Annotated in this window: 23 protein-coding genes and 1 tRNA gene; 11 read left to right on the forward strand and 13 right to left on the reverse strand. The window is 48.8% G+C overall.

The genetic code is table 11. The features are described 5' to 3' along the window. The first annotated feature begins 208 nt into the window (after positions 1-208). The 4 genes from AB8599_RS01835 to AB8599_RS01850 all read left to right on the forward strand — a co-directional run bounded on the left by AB8599_RS01835 (position 209) and on the right by AB8599_RS01850 (position 3,213). The gene (locus tag AB8599_RS01835; RefSeq protein ID WP_407332118.1) at positions 209-1,105 is read left to right on the forward strand and encodes a hypothetical protein; all 897 of its coding nucleotides are present in this window, start codon (positions 209-211) and stop codon (positions 1,103-1,105) included. A gap of 87 nt (positions 1,106-1,192) precedes the next feature. Then, the gene (locus AB8599_RS01840) at positions 1,193-1,435 is read left to right on the forward strand and encodes a helix-turn-helix transcriptional regulator (protein ID WP_407332119.1); all 243 of its coding nucleotides are present in this window, start codon (positions 1,193-1,195) and stop codon (positions 1,433-1,435) included. Next, on the forward strand, positions 1,428-1,691 hold the full coding sequence (locus AB8599_RS01845) for a hypothetical protein (protein ID WP_407332120.1): 264 nt from the start codon (positions 1,428-1,430) through the stop codon (positions 1,689-1,691). The genes AB8599_RS01840 and AB8599_RS01845 overlap by 8 nt, the downstream gene beginning before the upstream one ends. Next, positions 1,675-3,213, forward strand: coding sequence for a replication endonuclease (locus tag AB8599_RS01850; protein ID WP_407332121.1), 1,539 nt, complete (start codon positions 1,675-1,677; stop codon positions 3,211-3,213). Before AB8599_RS01845 ends, AB8599_RS01850 begins: the two co-directional genes overlap by 17 nt. A gap of 103 nt (positions 3,214-3,316) precedes the next feature. On the opposite strand, the gene AB8599_RS01855 is transcribed toward AB8599_RS01850, so the two are convergent. The 7 genes from AB8599_RS01855 to rpsU all read right to left on the reverse strand — a co-directional run bounded on the left by AB8599_RS01855 (position 3,317) and on the right by rpsU (position 9,133). Next, positions 3,317-3,793, reverse strand: coding sequence for a hypothetical protein (locus AB8599_RS01855; RefSeq protein ID WP_407332122.1), 477 nt, complete (start codon positions 3,791-3,793; stop codon positions 3,317-3,319). Between the two features lie 82 nt (positions 3,794-3,875). Beyond that, complete coding sequence (locus tag AB8599_RS01860) at positions 3,876-4,118, reverse strand: hypothetical protein (protein ID WP_407332123.1); 243 nt, start codon at positions 4,116-4,118, stop codon at positions 3,876-3,878. Positions 4,119-4,353: 235 nt separating this feature from the next. Beyond that, positions 4,354-4,429: transfer RNA gene (locus tag AB8599_RS01865), tRNA-Ile, on the reverse strand. Between the two features lie 153 nt (positions 4,430-4,582). After that, a complete protein-coding gene (rpoD, locus tag AB8599_RS01870) occupies positions 4,583-6,415 on the reverse strand; it encodes an RNA polymerase sigma factor RpoD (protein WP_407332124.1) in 1,833 nt (610 codons plus the stop codon). Positions 6,416-6,508: 93 nt separating this feature from the next. Next, positions 6,509-8,263, reverse strand: a complete 1,755-nt coding sequence (gene dnaG, locus AB8599_RS01875) for a DNA primase (RefSeq protein WP_407332125.1) — start codon at positions 8,261-8,263, stop codon at positions 6,509-6,511. A gap of 186 nt (positions 8,264-8,449) precedes the next feature. Next, a complete protein-coding gene (locus tag AB8599_RS01880; RefSeq protein WP_407332126.1) occupies positions 8,450-8,893 on the reverse strand; it encodes a GatB/YqeY domain-containing protein in 444 nt (147 codons plus the stop codon). A 24-nt stretch (positions 8,894-8,917) separates the two neighbouring features. Continuing rightward, positions 8,918-9,133, reverse strand: a complete 216-nt coding sequence (gene rpsU, locus AB8599_RS01885) for a 30S ribosomal protein S21 (protein WP_002537656.1) — start codon at positions 9,131-9,133, stop codon at positions 8,918-8,920. Between the two features lie 197 nt (positions 9,134-9,330). Between rpsU and tsaD the strand changes: the two genes are divergently transcribed. Beyond that, positions 9,331-10,350, forward strand: a complete 1,020-nt coding sequence (gene tsaD / locus AB8599_RS01890; protein ID WP_407332127.1) for a tRNA (adenosine(37)-N6)-threonylcarbamoyltransferase complex transferase subunit TsaD — start codon at positions 9,331-9,333, stop codon at positions 10,348-10,350. Between the two features lie 155 nt (positions 10,351-10,505). Here tsaD and plsY read toward each other — a convergent pair whose 3' ends face one another. Next, entirely contained in the window at positions 10,506-11,129 is a 624-nt protein-coding gene (gene plsY / locus AB8599_RS01895) for a glycerol-3-phosphate 1-O-acyltransferase PlsY (protein WP_407332128.1), read from the reverse strand. 179 nt (positions 11,130-11,308) lie between these two features. On the opposite strand from plsY, the gene folB reads away from it, so the two are divergent. The 3 genes from folB to AB8599_RS01910 are packed head-to-tail and all read left to right on the forward strand — an operon-like array spanning position 11,309 to position 12,993. After that, complete coding sequence (folB, locus tag AB8599_RS01900) at positions 11,309-11,668, forward strand: dihydroneopterin aldolase (protein ID WP_407332129.1); 360 nt, start codon at positions 11,309-11,311, stop codon at positions 11,666-11,668. Then, the gene (gene folK / locus AB8599_RS01905; protein WP_407332130.1) at positions 11,665-12,150 is read left to right on the forward strand and encodes a 2-amino-4-hydroxy-6-hydroxymethyldihydropteridine diphosphokinase; all 486 of its coding nucleotides are present in this window, start codon (positions 11,665-11,667) and stop codon (positions 12,148-12,150) included. The genes folB and folK overlap by 4 nt, the downstream gene beginning before the upstream one ends. A gap of 39 nt (positions 12,151-12,189) precedes the next feature. Then, positions 12,190-12,993, forward strand: a complete 804-nt coding sequence (locus AB8599_RS01910; protein ID WP_407332131.1) for an undecaprenyl-diphosphate phosphatase — start codon at positions 12,190-12,192, stop codon at positions 12,991-12,993. 136 nt (positions 12,994-13,129) lie between these two features. Here AB8599_RS01910 and AB8599_RS01915 read toward each other — a convergent pair whose 3' ends face one another. After that, positions 13,130-14,371, reverse strand: coding sequence for a multifunctional CCA addition/repair protein (locus AB8599_RS01915; RefSeq protein ID WP_407332132.1), 1,242 nt, complete (start codon positions 14,369-14,371; stop codon positions 13,130-13,132). Between the two features lie 216 nt (positions 14,372-14,587). Between AB8599_RS01915 and AB8599_RS01920 the strand changes: the two genes are divergently transcribed. After that, the gene (locus AB8599_RS01920) at positions 14,588-16,882 is read left to right on the forward strand and encodes an AAA family ATPase (RefSeq protein WP_407332133.1); all 2,295 of its coding nucleotides are present in this window, start codon (positions 14,588-14,590) and stop codon (positions 16,880-16,882) included. A 136-nt stretch (positions 16,883-17,018) separates the two neighbouring features. Here AB8599_RS01920 and AB8599_RS01925 read toward each other — a convergent pair whose 3' ends face one another. From AB8599_RS01925 to AB8599_RS01935, 3 genes are all read right to left on the reverse strand, one after another. Continuing rightward, positions 17,019-17,633 carry a TIGR04211 family SH3 domain-containing protein gene (locus AB8599_RS01925; RefSeq protein ID WP_407332134.1) on the reverse strand — a complete coding sequence of 205 codons (615 nt, stop codon included), beginning with the start codon at positions 17,631-17,633 and terminating at the stop codon, positions 17,019-17,021. 230 nt (positions 17,634-17,863) lie between these two features. Next, positions 17,864-19,129: an inorganic phosphate transporter gene (locus AB8599_RS01930; RefSeq protein ID WP_407332135.1), complete on the reverse strand. Its 1,266-nt coding sequence runs from the start codon at positions 19,127-19,129 to the stop codon at positions 17,864-17,866. Between the two features lie 35 nt (positions 19,130-19,164). Further along, entirely contained in the window at positions 19,165-19,845 is a 681-nt protein-coding gene (locus AB8599_RS01935; RefSeq protein ID WP_407332136.1) for a TIGR00153 family protein, read from the reverse strand. A 179-nt stretch (positions 19,846-20,024) separates the two neighbouring features. Between AB8599_RS01935 and AB8599_RS01940 the strand changes: the two genes are divergently transcribed. Beyond that, a complete protein-coding gene (locus AB8599_RS01940) occupies positions 20,025-21,551 on the forward strand; it encodes a CYTH domain-containing protein (RefSeq protein ID WP_407332137.1) in 1,527 nt (508 codons plus the stop codon). Positions 21,552-21,619: 68 nt separating this feature from the next. Here the strand turns inward: AB8599_RS01940 and AB8599_RS01945 are convergent, their stop codons facing one another. Continuing rightward, positions 21,620-22,429, reverse strand: a complete 810-nt coding sequence (locus tag AB8599_RS01945; RefSeq protein ID WP_407332138.1) for an ion transporter — start codon at positions 22,427-22,429, stop codon at positions 21,620-21,622. A gap of 113 nt (positions 22,430-22,542) precedes the next feature. Here AB8599_RS01945 and AB8599_RS01950 point away from each other — a divergent pair, with 113 nt between their 5' ends. Then, positions 22,543-24,141: a methyl-accepting chemotaxis protein gene (locus AB8599_RS01950; protein ID WP_407332139.1), complete on the forward strand. Its 1,599-nt coding sequence runs from the start codon at positions 22,543-22,545 to the stop codon at positions 24,139-24,141. Positions 24,142-24,263 lie beyond the last annotated feature (122 nt).

Genomic DNA, 24,263 nt, shown 5'->3' on the forward strand with positions numbered 1-24,263 from the left:
CCTACATAACGTTATGTAACGAACCTTGCCCGTTGGTTCACTAAATGCGCTTTCCCGTTATGTAACGTTACGAGAATACGAGCCAGATCGCTTGTCGTTAGGTTATACGTTTAGGAACATAACGTTATGAGGCATTGTGTTATGTCGGCTTCGAAGCCGAACAATAACCGATGATAAGGCGAGGGAAAGCCTAAAGGCTTGGGAGCATATGAAAGACAACAGGCGATTTTTCAGATTAGACGAAATATCCGATGTGACGCCGTTAACCAAAGGCCAGTTGTTAGACGCCATTGATAACGACAAGTTAACCTTGTGCGCATTGATTGAAGGTAAAAGCCTTGGTTACTTTCATGAAGCGAAAACGCTCGCCAATGTGTTTGATTACAAGGGCGTCGCTCGGCTAGGTCTTGATGTGGCGAAAAAGCTACTTAACGACGGCAAGGCGACGACTTCTCGTGTCGTGGTGCTAGAGCCAGATAAGATTGAAAACTGGCGTTCGGTTGAGTCGGCTTATCCAAATATCAGCACTGAACGGTTTGACCATGTCAAAAACTTTACCAAACCAGAATGCGCCGTCAGCGCTTATGTGTCGATTGAACAGATAGACGATTGGAAAGGCACATTAGAAAGAACCCTCTTACCTAAGCGAAAGCGCAGTGCCGAAGAGAGTAGGGAAGCCCTTAACAATCTGTTTCAAGCGATTGGAGGCACAAAAAGGCAAGTTATTGCGTCTCAAAGCATATATTTGCAAGCACATCAGCTTCGCTTTGATTTGGTATCGGTTCACAAAGTATTTGGTTTAGATACCAATCAAAATGCGCTCCAAAGCCCACCTATTGTGAATACCAACGATATTGAAATTCATCCCCTCAAAATCATGATCAACAAGGTGATTATTGGCAATGTTGAAGCCAATGCACGAACCATTTGGAATGCAATCAAACGGGATCATCAAACCGATGCCAAACAGATTGATGTGGATAGCCTGATTAGCAATATGAACAATGATGAAATCGAATGGTTTGGTCAACAAGACACAGTGCGAGTTACCAAATATAAAACCTTTCAAAACCTGCTTTCAGAGGTAAGAAAAGTGAAAAGTTAAAAACCTTCCCGACCATCTTCCCGATTATCTTCCCGACGCGATCGGGACACTTACGGTATCTCCTAACACACATCAGGAGATACCCAAATGCAATCAGACAACACCCAAAAACGCGCATACACAGAGCAAGAAACTTCCGCCTATATCGGTATGAGCCGTTCCTTTCTGCGTCAATCACGCATGGAAGGCCACCGCCAGAATCGCACCGAAGCGCCACCGTTTATCAAAATTGGTCGTGCAGTCCGTTACCTAAAAGAAGATCTCGACCAATGGCTCGATAACCAACGCAAATACACCCAACTCATTTGTGATGGGGGTGCTCATGCTTAAGTTAAATCCATACCTAACAAGCATCATCAAAACCATGCAAGAGGGTCATTGGTTTGAGCAATGTGCCGATTATCGTGTTACTCAAACTTCTTTTATCGGTTCACGCGGATTCAACATCAAGCTGAATCACCGAACTGTTTTCAAGCTTTTCCGTGAAGGGCTGATCACCTACCAAACGATTTATCCCTATGGGGTTAAACGTTACGTGTTCGAACTGACTCAGGAAGGGAGGGCGCTCAATGTCTCCAATCACTGAGGAAGAATACGAAACACTGGATAGATTCGACAGGCCGTTCGTGGAGGAACGGCTTTGCCGTTTGCCACCGAAAGCGCAACGCATTCTCTTTAAACGCTATATCGCTATTTCAGACGCTTTCACCCGAAATACTGACCTTCGTGAAACCGTTGATAGCCTTGTTTCGAAGCTGACCGTTTCCCCTGAAAAGCTCAACCTCAATATTTCAGAAGATGAACTGCGTGAAGAAGCCGAAGCGCTGGTTGATGCTGCGTTATCTATCCGTCGCACTTTGTATGGTGCAGAAGACGAAACCATTAGTGCCCTTCACGCGCTTTGCCTGAGCTTTGGCTTTGAGCCGCCTGACGAAAACAAATACACGTTAGAGGGAAGGCTAAGAAGGCTTTCTGATAAATCGTGGTGGCTACGCAAACTTAGAAAGGCACTGCGTAAGAACATTGAAACCGTGATGCGCCATTTGAACCAAGTGAGCCGAGTGAAAGCTATCTACTGTTCAGATGAAACGCTCGATGCCAGAACCGCACAAAAGTTTCACCAAGCACGTTATCTTGAGAACACGATAGCCACGAACCAACTAGGCCAAAGCTTTAGCCTGTTGGAGCTTTCACAAAAGGGCGTGTCTGATCCTAAAATCCGCAAAATGGAATTGATGGTTCGTGCGCGTGGCTTTGAAGATCTTGCCAACGAACTCGGCCATTCAGCCACGTTTTTAACGCTTACTTGCCCGTCAAAGTATCACCGCAGTTACGCCACCACGGGCGATGAAAACCCAAAGTGGGGCGGTTACACACCCGCCGAAGCGCAAGCCTACCTAAACGACATTTGGAAACTCATTCGCGCCAAACTTCAACGTGAAGAGGTGCGTTTCTATGGTTTTCGCGTCGTAGAGCCTCAACACGACGGCACACCGCATTGGCACTTACTGTTGTTCGTTGAGCCAAGGCACTATGACGTGTTGATAGATACCATGCGCGAATACAATTTGCGCGAAGATGGCGACGAAGCTGGTGCAGATCGACACCGTTTCACCGAAGTGAAGATAGACCCTAACAAGGGTTCAGCAACGGGTTACATCGCGAAATACATTTCCAAGAACATCGACGGCGAAAACCTTGAATCAGGCGTTTACGGTGAAGACCCTAAATGCGCAGCGGCAAGGGTGGAAGCGTGGGCGGCCTGTTGGAGCATTCGCCAGTTTCAGCAACTCGGCGGTTGTTCGGTCACGGTATGGCGTGAACTGCGTCGCCTGAAAGAAATGATGGGCGAGAGCAAGTTAGTCACAGACATTCACGAAGCCGCTGATAACGGCTGTTGGAAATCCTACACGGCATTAATGGGCGGTGTGTTCTGTAAGCGCACAGAACAAGCTATCGCGCCGCATTACGAACTCAGTGTGGATTTCGCGACGGGAGAGGTAAAAAGCTCCATGTACAGCGACGAGGAGCTTTTAAAGGTACTCAAAGGTATCTCAGCAGGTGGGAAAACCATCATTACCCGCGTCAATGAGTGGCATTTGTCCTAGTGGCAAATGTGCTTTTACTTGGAGTTCTTTGAATAACTGTATTTTGGGCTATGTATTCGAGTAACCAGATGATTTTCAATGCATGATCTAGACGACGCTTCAATTACTTGGTTCTTGGGGGTGTTTGCTCATTAGAATCACTACTTGAGGATTGTTCGCGGTTATAAAAGGGGGAATTTTCCTCTGATTCTTTTTGATGAGTAACTAGGTTAGTAACAAAACCGAAAACTGAGAGAGTTAAAAGAGTGATGGCTAGTTGTAGAACTGATTTTTGGAATGAAATCAGAGCCTCGACTGCGGCTGTTGATAAGTTATGTTGGTATTTCGCCAGTTTACAGTCTTTGAAACTAATGTGTTCGACGTGACATTCCATATTTTCGAATGTCTTAAACTCCTTCTTCAATGAGTACTCTACGGCGAACTTTAGCTCATAAGCACTTTTCTCAATAGGTAATGTGGTGTTTATGACTTGTATGGTTGCTACCAAATACAACGTTGCAAGAGCTACGCTCCCTTTAAATAGCGAGATTTGATTTCTTTCGCTGGTTATTACATCAAGGAAATTCTCGAACAATTTCACGTTTTTTATTCCTCAGCTTTAGAGTGCTATCTGTTCGTTAAAGCACGAAAGTGAATATTCTGCGTATTGGCCATAGAAAAACTCAATACCCCGATAACCAATCTCTAATAACTGATAACAACGCTGGAACAAGAAACACCACACCCAAAATGGGCGCAAGCGTCACCGAGGTTTGCGCAAGCCCTTCACCTATCGCCGAGCCGTTTTCCAGCCAAGCTGGGGCGAGGAATGCGAGAACCACGTATACAACCGCTGAGAAAATGATGCTTACCCACCAAGGCGCACTGGTGAGCAAAACCAGAATATGATCGTTTCGTTTTGGCATGTCCGTCACTCATCAATTTACGATACAGCCAATTAATCACAGTCAGTGAGATCTCGGTACACGATTGAGTGGGGTATTCGATGGGGTCTGTAGAAAAAAGTGAAACAGGTAGGGCGTTACTTGGGATCTGCAATAGCGAGTTTGTTATAGCAAAAATTTGCTATAACGGTGCTATAACGGCTCTAAAAACGCGAAAGGCCTGAGTGGTTACTAACCCCTCAGGCCTTGCTGTATATGGTGGCCCCTCCCAGACTTGAACTGGGGACCAATCGATTATGAGTCGAGTGCTCTAACCACTGAGCTAAGGGGCCGTGTAGGCGGTTGATTATAGGGGAACGTGGTTGAGGTGTCTAGACGCAACCACCCCCTAATCAGTATGGATTTTAGCCACTTAAACCATTTCTTGGATATGAAAAAGGCGAGCTGTGCTCGCCTTCTCATTTTTGTTGCTTAACCCGTGTGGATTATTCGTCCAAGAAGCTGCGCAGAACTTCTGAGCGGCTTGGGTGACGCAACTTACGCAGTGCTTTCGCTTCAATCTGACGAATACGCTCACGCGTTACGTCAAATTGTTTGCCGACTTCTTCCAGCGTGTGATCGGTATTCATGTCGATACCGAAACGCATACGCAGAACTTTCGCTTCACGTGGCGTTAGGCCAGCAAGTACTTCGCTGGTTGCCATGCGTAGGTTGTTCATTGTCGCTGAGTCCATTGGCAGTTCGAGGGTGGTATCCTCGATAAAGTCACCCAGATGCGAATCTTCATCATCACCGATTGGTGTTTCCATGGAGATTGGCTCTTTGGCGATCTTCAGCACTTTGCGGATCTTGTCTTCTGGCATTTGCATGCGCTCTGCCAGTTCTTCTGGCAGTGGCTCACGGCCCATCTCCTGAAGCATCTGACGTGAGATACGGTTCAGTTTGTTGATGGTTTCAATCATGTGAACAGGGATACGAATAGTACGTGCCTGGTCAGCGATTGAACGGGTGATTGCCTGACGGATCCACCATGTTGCGTACGTGGAGAACTTGTAACCACGACGGTATTCGAACTTGTCTACCGCTTTCATTAGGCCGATGTTACCTTCTTGGATTAGATCCAAGAATTGTAGGCCACGGTTGGTGTATTTCTTCGCGATAGAAATAACCAGACGCAAGTTCGCTTCAACCATCTCTTTCTTCGCACGGCGTGCTTTCGCTTCACCGATTGACATGCGACGGCTGATGTCTTTAATACGCTCAACGTTCAGGCCGGTCTCATCTTCGATGATTTTCAGCTTCTGTACGCTGCGGCGCAGATCTTCTTCATATTGCTTTAGGCGATCAACGAACGGTTTTTCTGACGCTAGTGCTGCATCCAGCCAGTTATCAGAAGATTCGTTACCGCTAAATAGCTGTACGAAGGTTTTCTTTGGCATTTTAGCTTGGTCAACACACAGGCGCATGATGAGGCGCTCTTGTGTACGTACGCGATCCATTGTGCCGCGCATTTCTTTAACCAAGCGATCGAACTGTTTCGGGATCAAGCGGAACTGCTTGAACACTTCAGAAAGTTCTGCAACTGATTCTGCCGTGTCTTTGTGGAAACGTCCGTTTTTGTTGATAGCCACTTGCATTGCGTCATAAGCCAAGCGCAGTTCATTGAACTTCTCACGCGCTAGCTCAGGGTCAATGCCTGTGTCTTCTTCTTCTTCGTCGTCTTCGTCGTCATCATCTTTGTCTTCATCTTCGAGTTGCTCTTTTGTCAACTCTGAGCCGATATGTGTTGCTGTCGGCGCGATGTCGTCTTGGCTTGGGTCTACAAAGCCAGAGATGATGTCAGTTAGACGAAGCTCTTCAGCTTCAACTTTATCGAATTGGTCTAGCAGGTATGCAATTGAGCCAGGATATTCGGCAACCGAAACCTGTACTTGGTTGATACCATCTTCGATGCGTTTGGCGATGTCGATTTCGCCTTCGCGGGTAAGCAGTTCTACCGTACCCATTTCACGCATATACATGCGGACAGGGTCTGTTGTACGGCCGATTTCAGATTCAACGCTAGATAATGCTGCTGCTGCGGCTTCGACGGCATCTTCGTCAGCTACAGTTTCAGACATCATCAGCTCATCGGCATCAGGAGCAGTTTCTACCACCTGAATACCCATGTCGTTGATCATCTGAATAATATCTTCAATCTGATCGGAATCGACAATGTCTTCTGGTAGGTGGTCGTTTACTTCTGCATAGGTTAGATAGCCTTGCTCCTTACCTTTTGCGACAAGCAACTTTAGCTGTGACTGCGGATTTTGATCCATAGACGATATCCAACTTCGGGTCTGAGTGAAGAATTTAGTATGCGGAAACGCAAACCGCCAATTCTAGCAAATTACAATGGTTCTGACTACTTACTAGTCGGGACGGCTTTGAAGTAACTGCCATAATTCCCGTCTCTCTTCGGCTGATAAGCCGACGCTTCTGTCTCGAGCCTGTAATTTGTCTATTTGTTGCGCGACACACTGAGCCAATATTTTGTCCAGTGAGTCTAAAAATACATCTAATGCATTGTTTTCAGTAATGGGAAGTTCCCAACTGGCCAACTTGGCTAACAACGCTTCTTGATCTGAGCCACGCCAATGTTCGAGCAGTTGACCTGTCGTAATATTGGGACGATGACGACAGAGTTCAAGCATAGTCGTGAATAAATTTAAGCCAGGTACGCCCAGCGCTTCCACGCCATCAAGTGGCGGGACAGATTCAACAAACCCAGGATTCTGTAATAACAGTGTAATGACTTCTCGCATCGGCGTGCGTTTCATTTCTGGTAGTGGCTTGCGTGTTTGCGCTTGCCCTTGTTTGCTGAGCAGCTTTTCAAGCTGCTGTTCATCAGGTAGACCGAGCTTTTGCCCTAATGTATTCCTTAAGTAGAGGCGCAATGTGCCCCCAGGAACTTTGTCGATCAATGGGACGGCTAGTGTGGTCAGTTTGGCTTTGCCTTCTTGACTGCTGCTGTCCACTTGTTCCATTAGGGTGGAGAACAAGAACTCTGATAGCGACATGGCATTGGCCATGCGTTGTTCAAAGCCTTCTTTTCCTTCTTTTCTCACCATGGAATCCGGGTCTTCGCCATCGGGCAAAAACATGAATTTCAATTGGCGGCCGTCAACTAAGTGCGGCAGTGCTTGCTCCATGGCGCGCCATGCTGCATCACGTCCGGCTCGGTCTCCGTCGTAACAACAAACCACGCTCGATGTCTGTCGATACAGGGTTTGCATGTGTTCTGCCGTGGTCGCTGTACCCAGTGAGGCGACGGCGTAGTCAACATCAAACTGTGCCAACGCAACCACGTCCATATAACCTTCGACTACCAGAAGCTGTTTCGGTTCACGATGCGCTTGAAGCACTTCGTAAAGGCCATACAGTTCTCGCCCTTTATGGAAAATGGGCGTTTCTGGGGAGTTGAGGTATTTCGGCGTACCATCACCTAATACTCGACCACCAAAGGCAATCACTCGGCCACGTCGATCACGAATGGGGAACATCACTCGACCGCGAAAACGGTCGTAGCGTCGTCCATTATCGTTTTCGATCAACATGCCAGTTGATACTAACGCTTGCTGACTCGCATTGTCTTTGCCAAAGCGGGTGCGGACTTGATCCCACTCGTCGGCGACATAGCCAATGCCAAATTTTTGCACGATTTCCCCAGACAGGCCACGGCCTTTAAGGTAGTCGATTGCTGTTTGTCCCGCTTCATTGCGCAGCCCGCTTTGATAGAATTGGGCGATTTGCCCCATCATCTGGTACAGGTCGCGTTTTTGATCGCTTCGCGCATAGGGGCCTTTTGGGGCGCCTCCATCACTCTGTTCACGGGGGACATCTAAACCAAGCTGTGAAGCCAGTTCTTCAATCGCTTCAACAAATTCAAGTCGGTCAAATTCCATCACAAAATCGATGGCATTACCGTGAACACCACAACCGAAGCAGTGGTAGAACTGTTTTTCCTGACTCACCGTGAATGAGGGGGTTTTTTCGTTATGGAAAGGACAGCAGGCACCGTAGTTTTTACCCTGCTTTTTTAGTTTTACCCGCGCATCTATGAGCTCGACAATGTCTAGTCGGGCAAGTAGATCGTCAATGAATGAGCGTGGGATTTTTCCTGCCATAAAACTATGTGCGTTAAACCTATGTCTGTTTGCAAAACGTCTGTGCGATTTTTGAATACGAGAACGTGTGTGAATTCAGTATGTTCTAGTCAGATAACAGTAACAGTATTTACTAACGAGAAGATACGAACAAGCCGCGCATTCCATAATGGATAGCACGGCTTGTTTGCAGGTTGGGTAAAAACCCTATGCCAGATTGGATTTAACCAATTGGCTGATTTTACCCATGTCAGCACGGCCCTGAACTTGAGGTTTCAGGAGGGCCATGATTTTGCCCATGTCTTGCATGGAACTCGCACCAGAGGCTGCGATGGCATCTTTTACCATTGCATCCACTTCGTCGTCGCTGAGTGGTTGTGGCATAAATTCTTCTAAAACAGAGATTTCAGCCAATTCCACATCAGCAAGGTCATCACGACCTGCTGACTGGTATTGCGATACGGAGTCACGACGTTGCTTAACCATCTTGACGATCACTGCCAGCGCTTCGTCGTCAGTCAGCGTTTTCTGACCGTCGATTTCTTGCTGTCTAATTGCAGATATCATCAAGCGAATAGTGCCAAGGCGAGGTTTATCTTTCGCCTTCATCGCGACTATTTGTTCACTCTTAATGCGAGCAATCAATTCCATATCACAATCCTGTATTAATCGTAATTAGTACAGGCGAACGCGGCGAGCGTTCTCGCGAGCCAGCTTCTTCAGGTGACGCTTAACAGCGGCAGCCTTAGCGCGTTTGCGAACGGTAGTTGGCTTTTCGAAGTGCTCACGACGGCGAACTTCAGAAAGAATACCTGCTTTTTCACAAGAGCGCTTGAAGCGACGCAGTGCTACGTCGAATGGTTCGTTTTCACGTACTTTAACTACTGGCATGTGCCTTTCACCTCAGGGGTTGTTCGTTAATCGCTGGAGACAAAAAATGACCAGCTTTGTTTAAAAATGGTGCGGAATTCTAATCCGATCTACGGGTGCTTGTAAAGCATAACTGGTGAATTTGATCGCGCCCATGTAATATTGCGGCCTGTTTTTGAGAAGACAGATTGAATATCAACGAAGTGAGCTGAGGTGTTATGCGAATTCTGGGCATCGAGACATCGTGCGATGAGACTGGCGTTGCGATTTATGATGATGAAAAAGGGCTTCTGGCACATCAGTTGTACAGTCAGGTTAAAGTTCATGCTGATTACGGCGGCGTGGTACCCGAACTCGCATCTCGCGATCATGTGAAAAAGACGATTCCATTGATCAAAGCGACACTAGAAGAGGCGGGACTAACGCCTCAAGATCTGGATGGTGTGGCATACACGGCAGGCCCTGGCTTGGTGGGCGCGTTGCTGGTTGGCGCGACAATTGGCCGCAGCCTTGCGTACGCATGGGATTTACCGGCTGTGGCCGTTCACCATATGGAAGGTCACTTGCTGGCACCGATGCTGGAAGATAACCCTCCTCCGTTTCCGTTTATTGCTCTCTTGGTTTCTGGCGGCCACACCTTGTTGGTGGAAGTGAAAGCCATTGGCGAGTACAAAATCCTTGGTGAATCGATTGATGATGCCGCCGGTGAGGCGTTTGATAAAACCGCTAAACTGATGGGCCTTGATTACCCAGGCGGCCCACTGCTTTCTAAGCTGGCCGAGAAAGGGGACAGCAGTCGCTTTACCTTCCCACGTCCGATGACAAATGTACCGGGCTTGGACATGAGCTTCTCTGGCTTGAAAACGTTTACGGCCAATACCATTGCGGCTAACGACAATGATGACCAGACGCGTGCAGATATTGCCCGCGCATTTGAAGACGCTGTGGTTGATACCTTGGTGATCAAGTGCAAACGTGCGCTGAAACAGTGCCACATGAAGCGCATTGTGATTGCTGGCGGTGTGAGTGCTAACCGCCACCTTCGTGTGAAACTGGAAGCGCTGGCTGCGTCTATTGGCGGTGAGGTCTATTACCCTCGCACCGAATTCTGTACCGATAATGGCGCCATGATTGCTTACGCGGGCATGCAGCGTCTGAAAAACGGCGAGCACAACGATTTGGGTGTGAAAGCTTTCCCACGTTGGCCTATTGACCAGCTAATGGCGATTGAAGATTAAGAGCGGGTCCTACGAAAAGCGAAAGCAGAATCTAGGTAGAGCTGAAGCTGAAGTAGAACCAAAAAAAGCGGCGACTGTTTAACAGTGCCGCTTTTTTCATGCCTGACGCGAGACATGCTATTTTCTAGGACCTTAGGACCTGCTCTTTCTAGGGTCTATCCCTTTTGTTCTTCCCTTTTTTCTCGCTTCTTCTTTTTGTTCCACACTTTCTGTTCTGTGCCGTTTAATAGCCGTTTAATGTTTTCCTGATGGCGGAAAATGATCAGGCACGACAGCATGGCAACAGGCATGGTGAATTGCGGTTTTACCATCCATGTGAACAGCGGGGCGAATAAGGACGCGACGAGTGCGCCGATGGAAGAGTAGCCCGTGAGCAATAATGTGGCTATCCATGTGCCAAGCATCATTCCTGTGAGGTCTAAACCAATAGGTGCGATGGCACCGAGGGCGGTAGCAACACCTTTGCCCCCACGAAAATGGAAGAAGATGGGATAAATGTGCCCAAGGCAGGCGGCAATACCAATTAAGCCAAGCATGAAAGGGTTGAGGCCAATCAGGTAGCTAATCCAAACGGGGATTGTCCCTTTAAGCATGTCGCAAAGCAGGACTAATGCAGCGGCTAAGCGGCCACCTAAACGAAATACATTGGTGGCGCCGGGGTTGCCTGAGCCTTGCTCTCGTGGGTCTGGTAGGCCATAGAGCCGGCAGATCAGCACTGCACTGGATATTGACCCCAGTAGGTAGGCAGCAACGATCATCAGCATTCCGAGTGCGGTCATTTTTTCATCCGTTTGAACATTCGCTAGGGCGGCGAGAACTTGCTATAGTTCGCGCACCAGACACAAAGTATCCAATTATTTAGAGATTTTGTGTATATGCAGCACCGCGACTTTGGCGCTGATTGAGCGATGTTACGTGCTTTTGCGCATAATAGGTATCCGACCTCTGAATTTTTTGAGTGAACATGGATTTAGTATTTATTGAACAGCTGGAGGTCATTACCACCATTGGTGTGTATGACTGGGAACAGCAAATCAAACAAAAATTGGTGTTTGATATTGAAATGGCGCACGACAACAAACCCGCTGCTAGCAGTGATGATGTTGCTTATGCCTTAGATTATTCTGCCGTCAGCGGCGCGATCATTGATTTGGTGGAAAACGGACGTTTTCTGTTGGTTGAGCGAGTGGCAGAAGAGATTGCCGCGCTGATCCAAACCCAATTCGGCGTGCCATGGATTCGCGTAAAAGTGAGCAAACCGGGTGCGGTGCCACAAGCACGTACTGTGGGTGTCGTGATTGAGCGAGGCACGCGGTGATTCAGGTTCTGGTGAGCATTGGGTCGAACATTGAACGTGAGCACCATATTGCTGAAGGCATGGCGGCGCTTAAAGCGCTTGATCCAAACTGTCGTAGCTCTCGCATTTTCGAAGCCGTACCTGTTGGCTTCGAAGGCCCGAATTTTTACAACCTTGTGGTTGAGCTGCATACTGATTTAAGCCTTGAAGGCATCATGGCTGCGCTGCGTGAGATTGAGTCGCGCTGGGGTCGTGAACGTGATGCCATTAAGTTTCGTGACCGCACGTTAGATATTGATTTGCTGACCTACGGCGAGCTGACGCAAGCGTCTGGCCCCGTGTTGCCACGAAAAGATGTGTACAAATTTGCGTTTACCTTATGGCCGCTGGCAGAGCTTTGCCCTGACCAAGTGATCCCGGGAGATACGCAAACTTACCAACAAGCTTGGGACGCGTTCAGTGACGAACAACCTCTCTGGCCGGTAACGGATTTTACCGTGTAACTCATTTCTATTATTAAATAACTTAAGTGACTAACAACTATGAGCATGTTTGAAGCCTTTGCGCTGGCTTTAATTCAGGGCCTGACAGAATTTCTCCCCGTGTCGAGCTCTGCGCACCTTATTCTCCCTTCAGAAATTCTTGGCTGGCAAGATCAGGGCTTAGCCTTTGATGTTGCTGTGCATGTGGGTACTTTGCTGGCCGTTGTCGGTTACTTTCGCAAAGAAGTTACCCAGCTGCTTGGCGCGTTTTTCCGATCGATTTTCAAAGGCGAGCGCTCTGCTGATGCAACCCTTGCGTGGATGATTGCGTTGGCGACGATCCCTGCCTGTATCTTCGGTTTGTTTATGAAAGACATCATCGAAATATATCTGCGTTCTGCGTGGGTGATTGCGGTGACGTGTATCGTGTTCGGTCTGCTCTTGTGGTGGGTGGATAACAATGCCAAGTGCGAGATTGATGAATACAAAACCACACCTAAATCGGCGATGCTGATTGGTTTGTCGCAAGCATTAGCGATGATCCCGGGTACGTCTCGCTCTGGCGCGACCATGACCATGGCACTTTACTTGGGCTACACCCGTGAAGCGGCGGCGCGTTTCTCGTTCCTGATGTCTATTCCTATCATTGTGCTGGCGGGTAGCTACCTTGGTTTAGGTTTGGTGAAGAGCGATGTGCCAGTGATGTGGGGGCCGATTTTGGTGGGCGTTGCTGTGTCGTTTGTCAGCGCTTACATCTGTATTCACTGGTTCTTGAAGCTGGTCACCACCATGGGCATGAAGCCTTTCGTGATTTACCGCGTTCTTCTGGGACTGGGCTTGATGGCGTTTTTAGCGACGCGCTAAGTGTTAAGAGCAGATAGAGCAGGAAAAGAAGGGCCTAGGTCCTAGAATAGAAAAAAGCGGCTCTGTTATCAGAAGCCGCTTTTTTAGTCTCTTATTTCGGGGCAATGTTTTCTTTAGGATCCTAGGACCTTAATTCTTATTCCGGCTTCTCCGGCCTTGCCTGCGCAAGAAACCCTTTCACCGCTTCAATACGTTGGCGCGTCAATTCCTCGCGAATTAGCGGCCCTTGAAACCCTGCGGCCACAATGTGTTTCACTTCTACGCGCAATGCCGCCTCAAACGTGCCTAGCAACAAGGTAGCTTGCGGATAGGGGCGATCTTCAAACCCAGTTCTTCCTTTGTGATCGGCTTCACTGGCAATGGCAAGTTGCGGCACTTTCTCGGGCTTTCGCCAGCAATCGTTTCGGTCAAATATCTTAATGAAGGTCGCGGCTTTTAGCTCGCCAGCGTTATGCACGTTGGTGTGTTCAGCGCAGACCAGCAAACCCGCATCGCGATAGGCATTGGGTACACGAATACGTTGGCAAAGCGCTTTAACGGGTTTTAATCCCAGCTTGGTATGGAGTTTGTGGCTTGGCCATTCTTCTTTGGGTGTGAGCGCTTTTCCTAGGTCGTGCACCTGCGCCGCAAAGCGGATCACGGGGTCTTCGGTCAGCTGTGCTGCTTGCTCAGCGACCATCAAGGTGTGAATGCCCGTATCAATTTCTGGGTGCCACTGCTCAGGTTGGGGAACGCCAAACAAGGCATCTATTTCGGGTAGCACGACAGCAAGCGCACCGCAGTCACGCAGTACCTGTAAGAAAATCTCTGGGTTGGCTGTCAGTAACGACTTTTCCCATTCCTTCCATACTCGCTCTGGCGTCAGCGCACTTAACTCGCCGCTTTCAACCATAGTGCGCATGAGCGCCATGGTATCGTCAGCGACCGCAAAACCGAGAGAGCGGAATCTTGCCGCAAAGCGTGCAACGCGGAGTACGCGCAGTGGGTCTTCGACAAAGGCGGGGGAAACATGACGTAACACGCGATCATTGAGGTCACGCTGTCCGTGGTAGGGGTCAACCAGCGACCCGTCTTTCGCTTGGGCAATGGCATTGATGGTGAGATCGCGACGCGCCAAATCTTCTTCCAGCGTGACATTCGGGGCGAAATCGCACACAAAGCCTGTGTAACCCGAACCGGATTTACGTTCAGTGCGGGCAAGGGCATGCTCTTCATGAGATTGCGGGTGCAGGAACACGGGGAAATCTGCGCCGACTTGCTGATAGCCTGCATCTAACATGGTTTTGATGTCAGCCCCAACAACCACCCAGTCTTTGTCTGCAACATCTAGCCCTAGCAGCTTGTCTCTTACTGCGCCGCCAACAAGGTAGGTATTCACATGAGTATCCGATATTTAAGCAATAATGTAGTCATGATATACCCAAACAACGTCAAGATGCAGGATTCAGCGAGGGGGGAATTTTGTATTAGTGTGTAAAAGCTGCGAACCCGCCCCCGATTAATCTGTCACACCTAGTGATAGCCTTTACATGCTTGGGGCTGCGCGATACCGTGACGTGCCAATCAAATGCGATTGAAGACACAGAGAATTTTCATGTATCAAGATTTTTTCCGGCTTACCGAATCACCGTTTGCAATAGTGCCAAACCCTAAATTCTACTTCTTGAGTGAGCGACACAAAGAAGCGCTTAGTCATGTCCTTTCGGGGATCGAAGATGGGGGAGGTTTGGCGTTGTTGACCGGAGAAGTGGGTACCGGAAAAACCACCACCATGAAAGCAATGCTGGAGCGCTTGCCTGAAAAAACACAAGTGGCCACCATTCTCAACCCCAGCGTGTCTGTGCTTGAGCTGCTGCAAACGCTTTGTGATGAACTTGGCGTCGAATATCGTGAAGAAGACAGCTTTAAGCGCTTATATGATGCCATTGCCGACAAGTTGTTTAATAACGAATCTAAAGGTATTCAAACCATTTTGCTGGTGGATGAAGCGCAGCACTTGATGCCAGATGTGCTTGAACAGCTTCGTCTACTGACCAACATCGAAACCTCTTACCGTAAATTACTCAAAGTGATTTTGATTGGGCAGCCTGAACTGCAACAAATGCTGCGTCAGCCAAACCTGCGTCAGCTCGCGCAGCGCATTACTACCCGCTATCACTTGATGCCGTTGACACCGGATGAAGTTCACCAATACATCACGCACCGTATCAGTTGTGCGGGGGGGCTTGAGCCTTTATTTGAGGCCTCTGCAGTGAAGCTGATTGCCAAAGAAACTGGCGGAGTGCCGCGCTTGGTGAATGTGGTCTGCGATCAGTCGCTGAAGCTGGCGTTTAAAGCGTCCAAACAACGCGTAAACAAAGAAATTGCATCTCAAGCCTGTCGAGATGTTCTCGATTGGCAAGATGCGAGCAAGCCCGCTTTTGGCCAACATGCGCAACGCTCAGTGAGTCGATACTGGCCGTATTACGCAGGGGCAATTGGTGGTGCGGCGTTACTCGCTATCGCTATTCGTATTGGCCTGAGTGGCGGCGCAAGCGATGTGTCACCGCCTGTGGCGGCGAATACGGTGACAGGCCTTCCGCCTGCTGCTGTCATTGTGGCAGAGCCGGCGGTTGATGCTGTGGCGGTGGTCGTTGAGTCACAACCTGCGCCCGCAACGGTTACGAGTCCGATGGTTGAGCCGCCCACGAGCACTGGCTCAGCACAGCCTGAAACCATGACATTTTCTGCGCTGGTGGCCGAAAGCCTGAGCGCCGGTTCTGCCATGCAAGCGCTTTACAAGTTGTGGGGCTTTGATGCTGACGTATTGGCCGCGAGTTGTTCAAAACAAGTCCGTGGTGAGCTTGCTTGCTATAAGAGTAAATTACCTTTTAATCAATTGCTGACGATCGACCGTCCTGCGGTACTCGCCATGAATGGCCCGGAAGGACGTACATGGTTCGCTGTGCTTTACAGTAAGGGCAATGAGCAATATGAGTTGCTTGCCGGTGACAAGCGTGTCTTGGTCAGCGAAGCGTTTCTCAAACAAACATGGAACGGTGAGGCGCTTATTTTGTGGCGACCACCATTGGGTAACCCATCTGCTATCACATCAGGCCAACGTGGCGAGCGCGTTCGTTGGCTTGAACAGCGCTTGAATCTGGTGTTGGGCAGTACCGATCCTATTTCCAATCAATTTGGTTTGGCGCAGCGAAGCAAAGTGCGGGAGTTTCAGCGCAGCAATGATTTGGATGCCGATGGTATTCCTGGGCCGCTGACGTTTATGGTGCTGGATACTGTACTAGAGATGCCTGGGCCAACCTTGGTCAACAGCGTGAATGCCACGCCGTCTGAACACGCACTGATTGCCGATGGAGACATTGTGGTGCTACCAGAATCTGATGTGTTCGACGTGGCACTGCAGCCGCTCCCTGAGCCTGTTCTTGCTGAGCCAGCATATGTTGAGCCTGTGACTGCAGCTGCCACGAACACGGAAAACAGACAAGTTGCGAGTTCTAATCTTTCTAAAGCCGATAAAGATCAGCTCACGCTAGATAATCTCGATTTGTCGGCACTCTCGCCTGAATTGGCGCTGAAAGTGGAAACGGCTTTGAGTAGCGATAAATCGCGTACGTTGGAAGCCAAGCTCCAGCGAGTTCAGAATGATATTGATGTGGTGGCTATCGCTGAGCTTTCCGATGACATGCTAAACCGTCTTCCTAAAATGAATTTTCAAACTCATATCTACGCATCGAATGAAAAGTCACGCTGGATCAAAGTCAACGACAAGGAAGCCCGTGAGGGGGAATTTGTTGCCGATGGCGTCCTATTGCGTGGCATAGAGCCACAACAGGTGGTGGTGCAGTTTGAAGATGCTCTTATTGCTATTCCAGCGTTGACCACGTGGTAGGGATGAAGAGCGGGTTCTAGGAAGAGCCGGCCTAGGAAGAGCCGGCCTAGGAAGAGCAGAACCCAGAACCTTGTCTTATATCCAAAAACCAAAAAAGCCGCTTTCGCGGCTTTTTTGTATTGAGTCTTTTTTACGTTTACGCCCAACCGTTATTACGTTTTTTGCGACGTGGGATAAGGTGAGGAAGAATCAAGCCAAACAGCAGACCACCACCCGCGACAATACCGCCGTAGGTGAAGTAGCGCATCAGCAAGTCATCTTTTTGCGTATCGATACGTGCACGAAGTTCACGGATTTCCGTTTGTGCGTCAATGAGTTTCTGATTCAGTTCGCTGGTGTGTTGCTCTAGCTCTTTCACTTGCGCGTTACGTTGGTCCAGTGAGGTGATCAAGCCTTTGGTTTTGGCTTCAGTATCACCTTGCGCGCTTTCCAATGCTTCTTTCACTTGGGAAAGCTCTGCTTCCAGTGCAGGTAAGCGTGTTTTCAGGCCTGGTTGATTGGTCACGTACTTGGTTTCAATCCAACCTTTGCGGCCACGGTCATCAATCACTTGGCTGTAACCTTCATTCCGGTTACGGTCCACAACTGTAATCTTTGTACCAGCATCTATGCTACCCACGATGCGATATTGGGAGCCCGGGCCAGAATGCATGTAAGTAAAAAGCTCGTCAGAGATATAGTTGTCCTGCGCGTGTGCCGCTGGAACCACTAGCATCATCAATACAGCCAGGGCAGAGAAAAGTTGCTTCACGGATTCTTCCTTTGGTTGTTCGTGAGTGTCGTTTGTTTTTTACCCTTCGTTTTCGTGCTTTGCTCTTCCTTGCTGATGCAATCTTCGAGCAGAGACGTAATACGATTGGTATCAGATACTAAAAAATTTTCGGGGCTAGGTACAACAAAAGGGAGGTATAACCTCCCTTTTTTGACCGAAGACTGACATCGCTGCACAAAAACGTGACGGAAATGCCTTTCTTTGCGTAATTACAAACCGAAGATTGCTTCCATGATATAGAAGAAAATCACGGCAAGTAGTGCGCCTGCGGGCAAAGTGACCACCCAAGATGCGACGATATTTCTCACCACACCCAAGTTCAGTGCACCAATACCACGTGCAAAACCAACACCCAATACCGCACCTACTAGAGTTTGTGTGGTTGAGATTGGCAGGCCAGTACCTGATGCCAAAACAACGGTTGAGGCGGTGGCTAGCTGCGCGGCGAAACCGCGGCTTGGTGTCAGTTCAGTAATGCCGGTACCGACGGTTGCCATCACCTTATGACCGAGTGTTGCGAGGCCAACAACAATACCGATGCCGCCAAGTGGCAATATCCACCATGCAATTTGGGTTTTGTCTGAGATTTGCCCCATGTTTTCAACTGTCGAAACGATAGCGGAAAGTGGGCCAATCGCATTGGCAACGTCATTGGAACCATGCGCAAATGCCATCGCACACGCTGTTACGACCATTAATAAGCTGAACACACGCTCAACGCCTTGGTAGCCATTGGCGCCCACGTCGTTGTTTTTGTATTTGCGGCTAATATAGACGTAACCAAAGGCCATGATCAGTGCAGATAGTGCCACTGATACCATGACGGCCTCACCTGTTGTCAGATGAAGACCAACGTGTTTCAACCCCTTTTTGATGGTGACCATTGCGATGATCATGGCCGTCAAAAACATGTAAACAGGTACAAAACGTTTGGCGTTAATCAAGGGTTGGTCGGTATCAAAAATCAGGCGCTGGGCGCTGAGAAAGATGACGTAAGCAAAAATACCCGATATCAGCGGTGTGACAAGCCAACTGCCCACGATACCTTGCACTGAACTCCAATCTACGGCGTGTGCGCCAACAGACACACAAGCGAAGCCAATGATGGCGCCAATGATGGAGTGAGTGGTTGATACCGGCCAGCCCATAAAGGACGCAACCAGAAGCCAAGTACCCGCCGCCAGCAATGCTGACATCATGCCGTAGACCAGCACTTCAGGTTGGCTGGCGTACAACGAGGTGTCTATCACGCCTTTGCGGATGGTGTCGGTGACTTCGCCACCTGCGAGGTATGCGCCCGCAAATTCGAAGATCATGGCAATAATGATTGCTTGTTTAACGGTTAGCGCTTTCGAGCCAACAGATGTTCCCATGGCATTAGCAACATCATTTGCACCAATACCAATTGCCATCATGAAACCAAAAGCCGCGGCCACCAAAATAATGATGGTGCCGTAATTCGCTAGGATTTCCATTGTTTTACCTTGTTATTTGTTCGGTGAACGTTGCACTACGAACGAGATAGCATAAGCTCAAGACGCGAGCCAACACGTTGTGCCTGATCGGCGATTTCGCCGACCCATTCAAGGATCTTGTACAGGAACATCACATCAACTGGGTTGTATTCACTCTCAATTGACATCAGTTGCTGACGCAGATGAATTTGCATCGTATCGGTGTCATCTTCGATGGCATCCAATTGATTGATCATCTCTTCCACTAGCGTTACTTCACGTCCTTTAAAGCCAGTTTCGAGTAATTCATCCAGTTCACTAATAACGCGGCGCGCCTGATCGGCGGCGTCGAGACAGCGCTGCACATAGGCAACAAAGTCTGGGTAAAGAAGGGAGGGAACCTGAAGTTGACGGCCGATAACACGACCAGCAATGTCTTTGGCGAGGTTAGCTAGCTTGTCTTGCTGAGTCAGCAGATCAAGCATATCAGTGCGGTCCACGGGGAGGAAAAGACCACGAGGTAATTTAAGACGAATTTCGCGCTTCAAGACATCCGCTTCTTTTTCTAGCGTCGAAATTTCGTGGCGCAAAGCCTCTGCACGCACCCAGTCTCCTTGCTCGCAAGCTGCGAAGAAGGGAACCAATAATGAACAGCAGTCGTTGACGCGGCTCACGTGACGTTGCAAAGGTTTTAGAGGGCTCTTTGCGAATAGCCCCATGATTGTATTTACTGGCATAGCCGTATCTACCTATCAAGTCTGGATTGGATGCAGACTAATACTTACACAATGGTGTACAAGCGGCGAATGTTAGCGCAATCACATTCTTATTGATACCGTTTCAGATCAATGAAAGTCTCTTGCCCGAGTGTCTAATTCCCCATATTCTTGTCCTGCTATTGGTTATAGGTACCGTTATGGAAACTGAGATAGAGTTAAAGTTTTTTGTCTCGTCCGATTTTTCGCGACAAATTCGAGATAAAGCTGCTGATTTAAAAGTATTGCAGCAATGCCAACGACACCTTGGCAATATCTATTACGATACCCCTGATTTTTTGCTGCGTCAGCACGATATTGGCTTGAGGGTGAGACGATACGATGATGTATTTGTTCAAACGCTGAAGACTGCCGGGCGGGTTGTTGCTGGGCTGCACCAGCGACCAGAATATAATGCGGAACTTGAATCTCCCGTTCCCGATCTTTCATTAATCCCTGCTGATGCCTGGCCAGAAGGGTTGAACCTCGACGCACTCCACGCCAATCTACAGCCTTTATTCTCAACTGATTTTGAACGCCAGCAATGGTTACTCGCAATGCCCGACAGCAGTCAGGTTGAGCTGGCCTTTGACAGCGGTGAGGTGACGACAACCGATGGCGGTTATGATCCTATCTGTGAGGTAGAGATTGAACTGAAATCCGGTCAGACAGATGCACTGTTTGTGCTGGCGCGGGAGTTAGCTGAAAACGGCGGTTTGCGTTTAGGGAACTTGAGCAAAGCGGCACGTGGCTATCGTCTCGCGACAGGCTATCAAGGCGACGCGGTTAGAGCGCTGTCAATTGTTGGCGTGAATAGCTCTGAGTCAACGGAGCAAGCCTTTGTAAGGGCGCTCGAACATGCCCTTGAACATTGGCATTACCATGAGCAGATTTACGTTGAGCGCCCTGAGAAAAATGCCATTTTTGAAATGTGCAATGCAGTTGCGCTTATCCGCCAAGTCTTGGTGTTATATGGCGGTTTGATCCCTCGTCGTGCTAGCGCCTTGTTGCGCCAAGAACTGCAATGGCTTGAAGGCGAACTGGATTGGATCAACCAAGCGCGTGCGATTGAACGTTTGGTGGATGACAAAGGCTATTTCCTGCGAAAACTGAATGTTCAGAAGCCATTGCTGGCAAAGTTAGCTGAAAGCTACGGTGCATTGCCTGAGCGGGCCGACGTACTTGAGCTGCTCCACTCTTCGCGATACTGCAATTTGTTACTCGATCTCAGTCGTTGGATTTTGACGCGAGGCTGGCAGCCGTTTTTGGATGATAAAGCCCGCGAAAAGCTAGCTGAGCCTATCCGTAGCTTTGCCACTCGTTCGCTGGCAGCGTCATATGACGAGTTACTGAGTGTGTTTGCGCTTGAAAATGAGCTCGACAGATTTGGTTACCTAGACCAACAGCCTCGTTTAACGCGTAATTTGCTGTCGGGTTGTTGTTTGGCGGCACTATATGATGCGGAAGATCGCGAAACCTTCCGATTACCGTGGCTGGATTTACTGCAAGGTATTGATGATATTTTGCTGCTTGAGCCTATTCGTAAGTTTGCTGAAGACGAAGATTTCAGTGAAGAAGACAAAGCGCAAATCGAAAAATGGCTACGTCGCAAAGAAGAGTCTTTGCTTCATGCCATGATGCAATCGCGCCAAATCGGATTAACACTCGATCCTTATTGGGATCAGTAAGCGTATTGGAATCAGTCACTCAGGTTATTTGAATATCTGGTTGAAAAGAGAAATAGCGCCAAGAGGCGCTATTTTTTTGTCGATTTTTCAGTGGTGTTTTCTTGTTCTGGCGCTGTTGGCGTTAGTATGTTGAGTCGCGCTTCCATATCTGCCAAACGCGCTAACATTTGCTGTTGCTGCGTCAATAAGGTTTCTAACACTTCGCTTTGGCGCATGGCTTGTTCCTGCTCTTTTTCCTCCGGTTTGGTGATATACGACGCGACCAGACCCGTAACAGCACCAAAAATACCGACCCCACACACAATCACCACCACTGCAACCGCTCGCCCCGCAGCGGTAACGGGGTAGTGATCGCCATAACCAACGGTCGATATGGTCACAAACATCCACCAAATGGCATCGGTCAAACTATCGATATTGGCGTTATCTGCAGGGCTTTCAAACGCAAATATCGCGGCAGAGCCAGCGGAAATCAGCACGGTAAGTAGTAGCAGAATACTGGCCATGGCCGTTTCGTTGCGATTTCTCTTCATATAAAAGAGCAAGGGCTCACTGGCTTTGAGCAATCGGAACACTCTGAAAATTTGAAATACGCGGGCAAATCGAAGCGCTTCGACAATGGGAATGCTCGCGAGTATGTCTATCCAATGGGTTTTCAAATAAGTGAGTTTGTTATCACTTTTAAGAAAATGTATGGATATTTGTAGCAGAAAAACCAGACAGATCAGCGTGTCGACCCCAAGCAATAGGGTATAAAGAGGGTCGTTTTTGGGCAGTAACAGAATAGTGCTGACCACGCACAATGAGACGAACGAGAGCAGCAAGCTCAACAAACTCATTGGATTCAGATCTAGGTTTTGCGTTTTTGTCTCTGTCATCACTTTAAGAACTGCCTTTGCTGCCGTTAAGAAATGTGGCGAGTTTCCACCCGTTTTGCGTCAACGCTAGTGTCTCGCACCTTTGCGAAGCAATGATAAAGGAGTCACACAGAATGTCTCAGATGATATTCAAGCCTTGGGAAAAGGCTGTTAGTAACATCAAATTGGTCCCCAAGCTTGTGATACTCATGGTATTTAGTACCGTGTTGTTGCTTGCAAAGCAACTTTGGGATGCGAATGCGTTTCGCGCATCGGTCACCGAAGTAACAGAAGCACAAAGCCATAGCCAAGCGCTGAGAAGTGCAGAATTGGCCAAAACCTTGCTGACACTGCCGGACGGCGTTGCGTTACTTGAGCAAGTGGCCAAAAGCGAGAACCTGACCAGTAATACCCATGAATACGTCTTTTTTGCCAACAGCGCGACTGGCGAAGTATTGGCTCATCCTTCAATCACGTCTTTTCAGGGATTAAACCTGCCATTAGAAAATGGTCGTCTGCTCGCAGAACAAATGCGAAATGCTCAAAGTGAGTTTACCTACCACCTCACCGATAAAGCACGTCATGGTTTTGTTGTTCCTGTGACGGGAAGTGACTGGGTGGCCGTGGCTTCACAAGCAGACTCTGCGGCTGACCAATACTATCAAGCATATCTGGTTCAGGTTGCTTGGCAGACAGCGGGCATGATTGTGGCGTTTATGGTGATCTTACTTGGTGGGTCACGTTTGATGCTACGTCAGATTAACTATTTGATTGATTGCATGCGTGAAATGGCGCGCAAGAACTTGAGTCAGCCCGTTAATATGGACTGCGGTGATGAATTTGGCGAACTGGCTCGCGAACTTGAGAAAACGCGCATTCAGCTAGTCAGCGTGATTAAAACCCAGCGCAGTTCATCAGAAGATCTGTCCTCGATGGCAGAAGTGATGACGATTAGCATGGATGAAACCCGTGAGTCAGCCAAAGAGCAGTTCGGTGAAATTGATCTGCTGGCATCGGCCATGAGCGAAATGACATCTACGGTACAAGACGTTGCGGGTCATGCTCGCGCTGCGTCACAAGCCACCGAAAGTTCGCGTGAACAGGCTGTCAGCGGTCAGCGCTACGTGAGCAATACTATCGGTACGATTAATAAGCTGTCTAACGATATCCGCGAATCAGCCAATGTGGTGAATCAGGTTGAAGAGCGCGTGGAGAAAATCAGCTCAGTGGTGGTCACCATTCAGGGGATTTCAGAGCAAACCAACCTGCTGGCATTGAACGCGGCGATTGAAGCAGCACGTGCTGGCGAGCAAGGGCGTGGTTTTGCCGTGGTGGCGGATGAAGTGCGAAATCTGGCGCAAAGTACACAAAAAGCGACGGTAGAAATTCAAGATATGATCACGCAATTGCAATCGTCAGCACGACAAGCGGTCGGCCTGATGGAGCAAAGCGTGGTGGAAGCAGTCGAGAGCGTGGCGTCTGTCAGCAAAGCGGGTGAAGAACTGAATTTGATTGTGGAGCAAATTGCCCAGATCAATGACATGAACTTCCATATTGCGTCGGCCGCTGAGCAACAAGCGTCGGTGACGGATGAAATGAACCTCAATCTAAATAATGTCAGAGAGTTGGTGGAGGCATCGGTAACGGTCGTCACCGAGCTGGCAGAAACGTCGGGTGACATGCAAAACAACGCCGAAGCACTTGATTTGAAGATCAAGGAGTTTGCGGTGTAGTTTCTGCACGCGTATCAAGAAGCCCGCACCATTGTGCGGGCTTTTTTTGTGATATTTTAGGGGCAGTATCGATTAGCGATAAACATAGCCATTAACGATAGCCATTAGCGATAGGGACGGAT

The organism is Enterovibrio litoreus, assembly GCF_045679545.1.
In the GTDB taxonomy this organism is placed as follows: Bacteria; Pseudomonadota; Gammaproteobacteria; order Enterobacterales; family Vibrionaceae; genus Enterovibrio.

Bases quoted from the DNA above. Each gene is read 5' to 3' on its own strand.
- AB8599_RS01935 (WP_407332136.1), bottom strand. From the start codon at position 19,845: ATGCCAGTAAATACAATCATGGGGCTATTCGCAAAGAGCCCTCTAAAA.
- AB8599_RS01840 (WP_407332119.1), top strand. From the start codon at position 1,193: ATGCAATCAGACAACACCCAAAAACGCGCATACACAGAGCAAGAAACT.
- dnaG (WP_407332125.1), bottom strand. From the start codon at position 8,263: ATGGCAGGAAAAATCCCACGCTCATTCATTGACGATCTACTTGCCCGA.
- AB8599_RS01845 (WP_407332120.1), top strand. From the start codon at position 1,428: ATGCTTAAGTTAAATCCATACCTAACAAGCATCATCAAAACCATGCAA.
- rpsU (WP_002537656.1), bottom strand. From the start codon at position 9,133: ATGCCAGTAGTTAAAGTACGTGAAAACGAACCATTCGACGTAGCACTG.
- AB8599_RS01880 (WP_407332126.1), bottom strand. From the start codon at position 8,893: ATGGAATTGATTGCTCGCATTAAGAGTGAACAAATAGTCGCGATGAAG.
- rpoD (WP_407332124.1), bottom strand. From the start codon at position 6,415: ATGGATCAAAATCCGCAGTCACAGCTAAAGTTGCTTGTCGCAAAAGGT.
- AB8599_RS01930 (WP_407332135.1), bottom strand. From the start codon at position 19,129: ATGGAAATCCTAGCGAATTACGGCACCATCATTATTTTGGTGGCCGCG.
- tsaD (WP_407332127.1), top strand. From the start codon at position 9,331: ATGCGAATTCTGGGCATCGAGACATCGTGCGATGAGACTGGCGTTGCG.
- AB8599_RS01850 (WP_407332121.1), top strand. From the start codon at position 1,675: ATGTCTCCAATCACTGAGGAAGAATACGAAACACTGGATAGATTCGAC.
- AB8599_RS01950 (WP_407332139.1), top strand. From the start codon at position 22,543: ATGTCTCAGATGATATTCAAGCCTTGGGAAAAGGCTGTTAGTAACATC.
- AB8599_RS01860 (WP_407332123.1), bottom strand. From the start codon at position 4,118: ATGCCAAAACGAAACGATCATATTCTGGTTTTGCTCACCAGTGCGCCT.
- AB8599_RS01835 (WP_407332118.1), top strand. From the start codon at position 209: ATGAAAGACAACAGGCGATTTTTCAGATTAGACGAAATATCCGATGTG.
- AB8599_RS01920 (WP_407332133.1), top strand. From the start codon at position 14,588: ATGTATCAAGATTTTTTCCGGCTTACCGAATCACCGTTTGCAATAGTG.
- plsY (WP_407332128.1), bottom strand. From the start codon at position 11,129: ATGACCGCACTCGGAATGCTGATGATCGTTGCTGCCTACCTACTGGGG.
- AB8599_RS01940 (WP_407332137.1), top strand. From the start codon at position 20,025: ATGGAAACTGAGATAGAGTTAAAGTTTTTTGTCTCGTCCGATTTTTCG.
- AB8599_RS01910 (WP_407332131.1), top strand. From the start codon at position 12,190: ATGAGCATGTTTGAAGCCTTTGCGCTGGCTTTAATTCAGGGCCTGACA.
- AB8599_RS01945 (WP_407332138.1), bottom strand. From the start codon at position 22,429: ATGACAGAGACAAAAACGCAAAACCTAGATCTGAATCCAATGAGTTTG.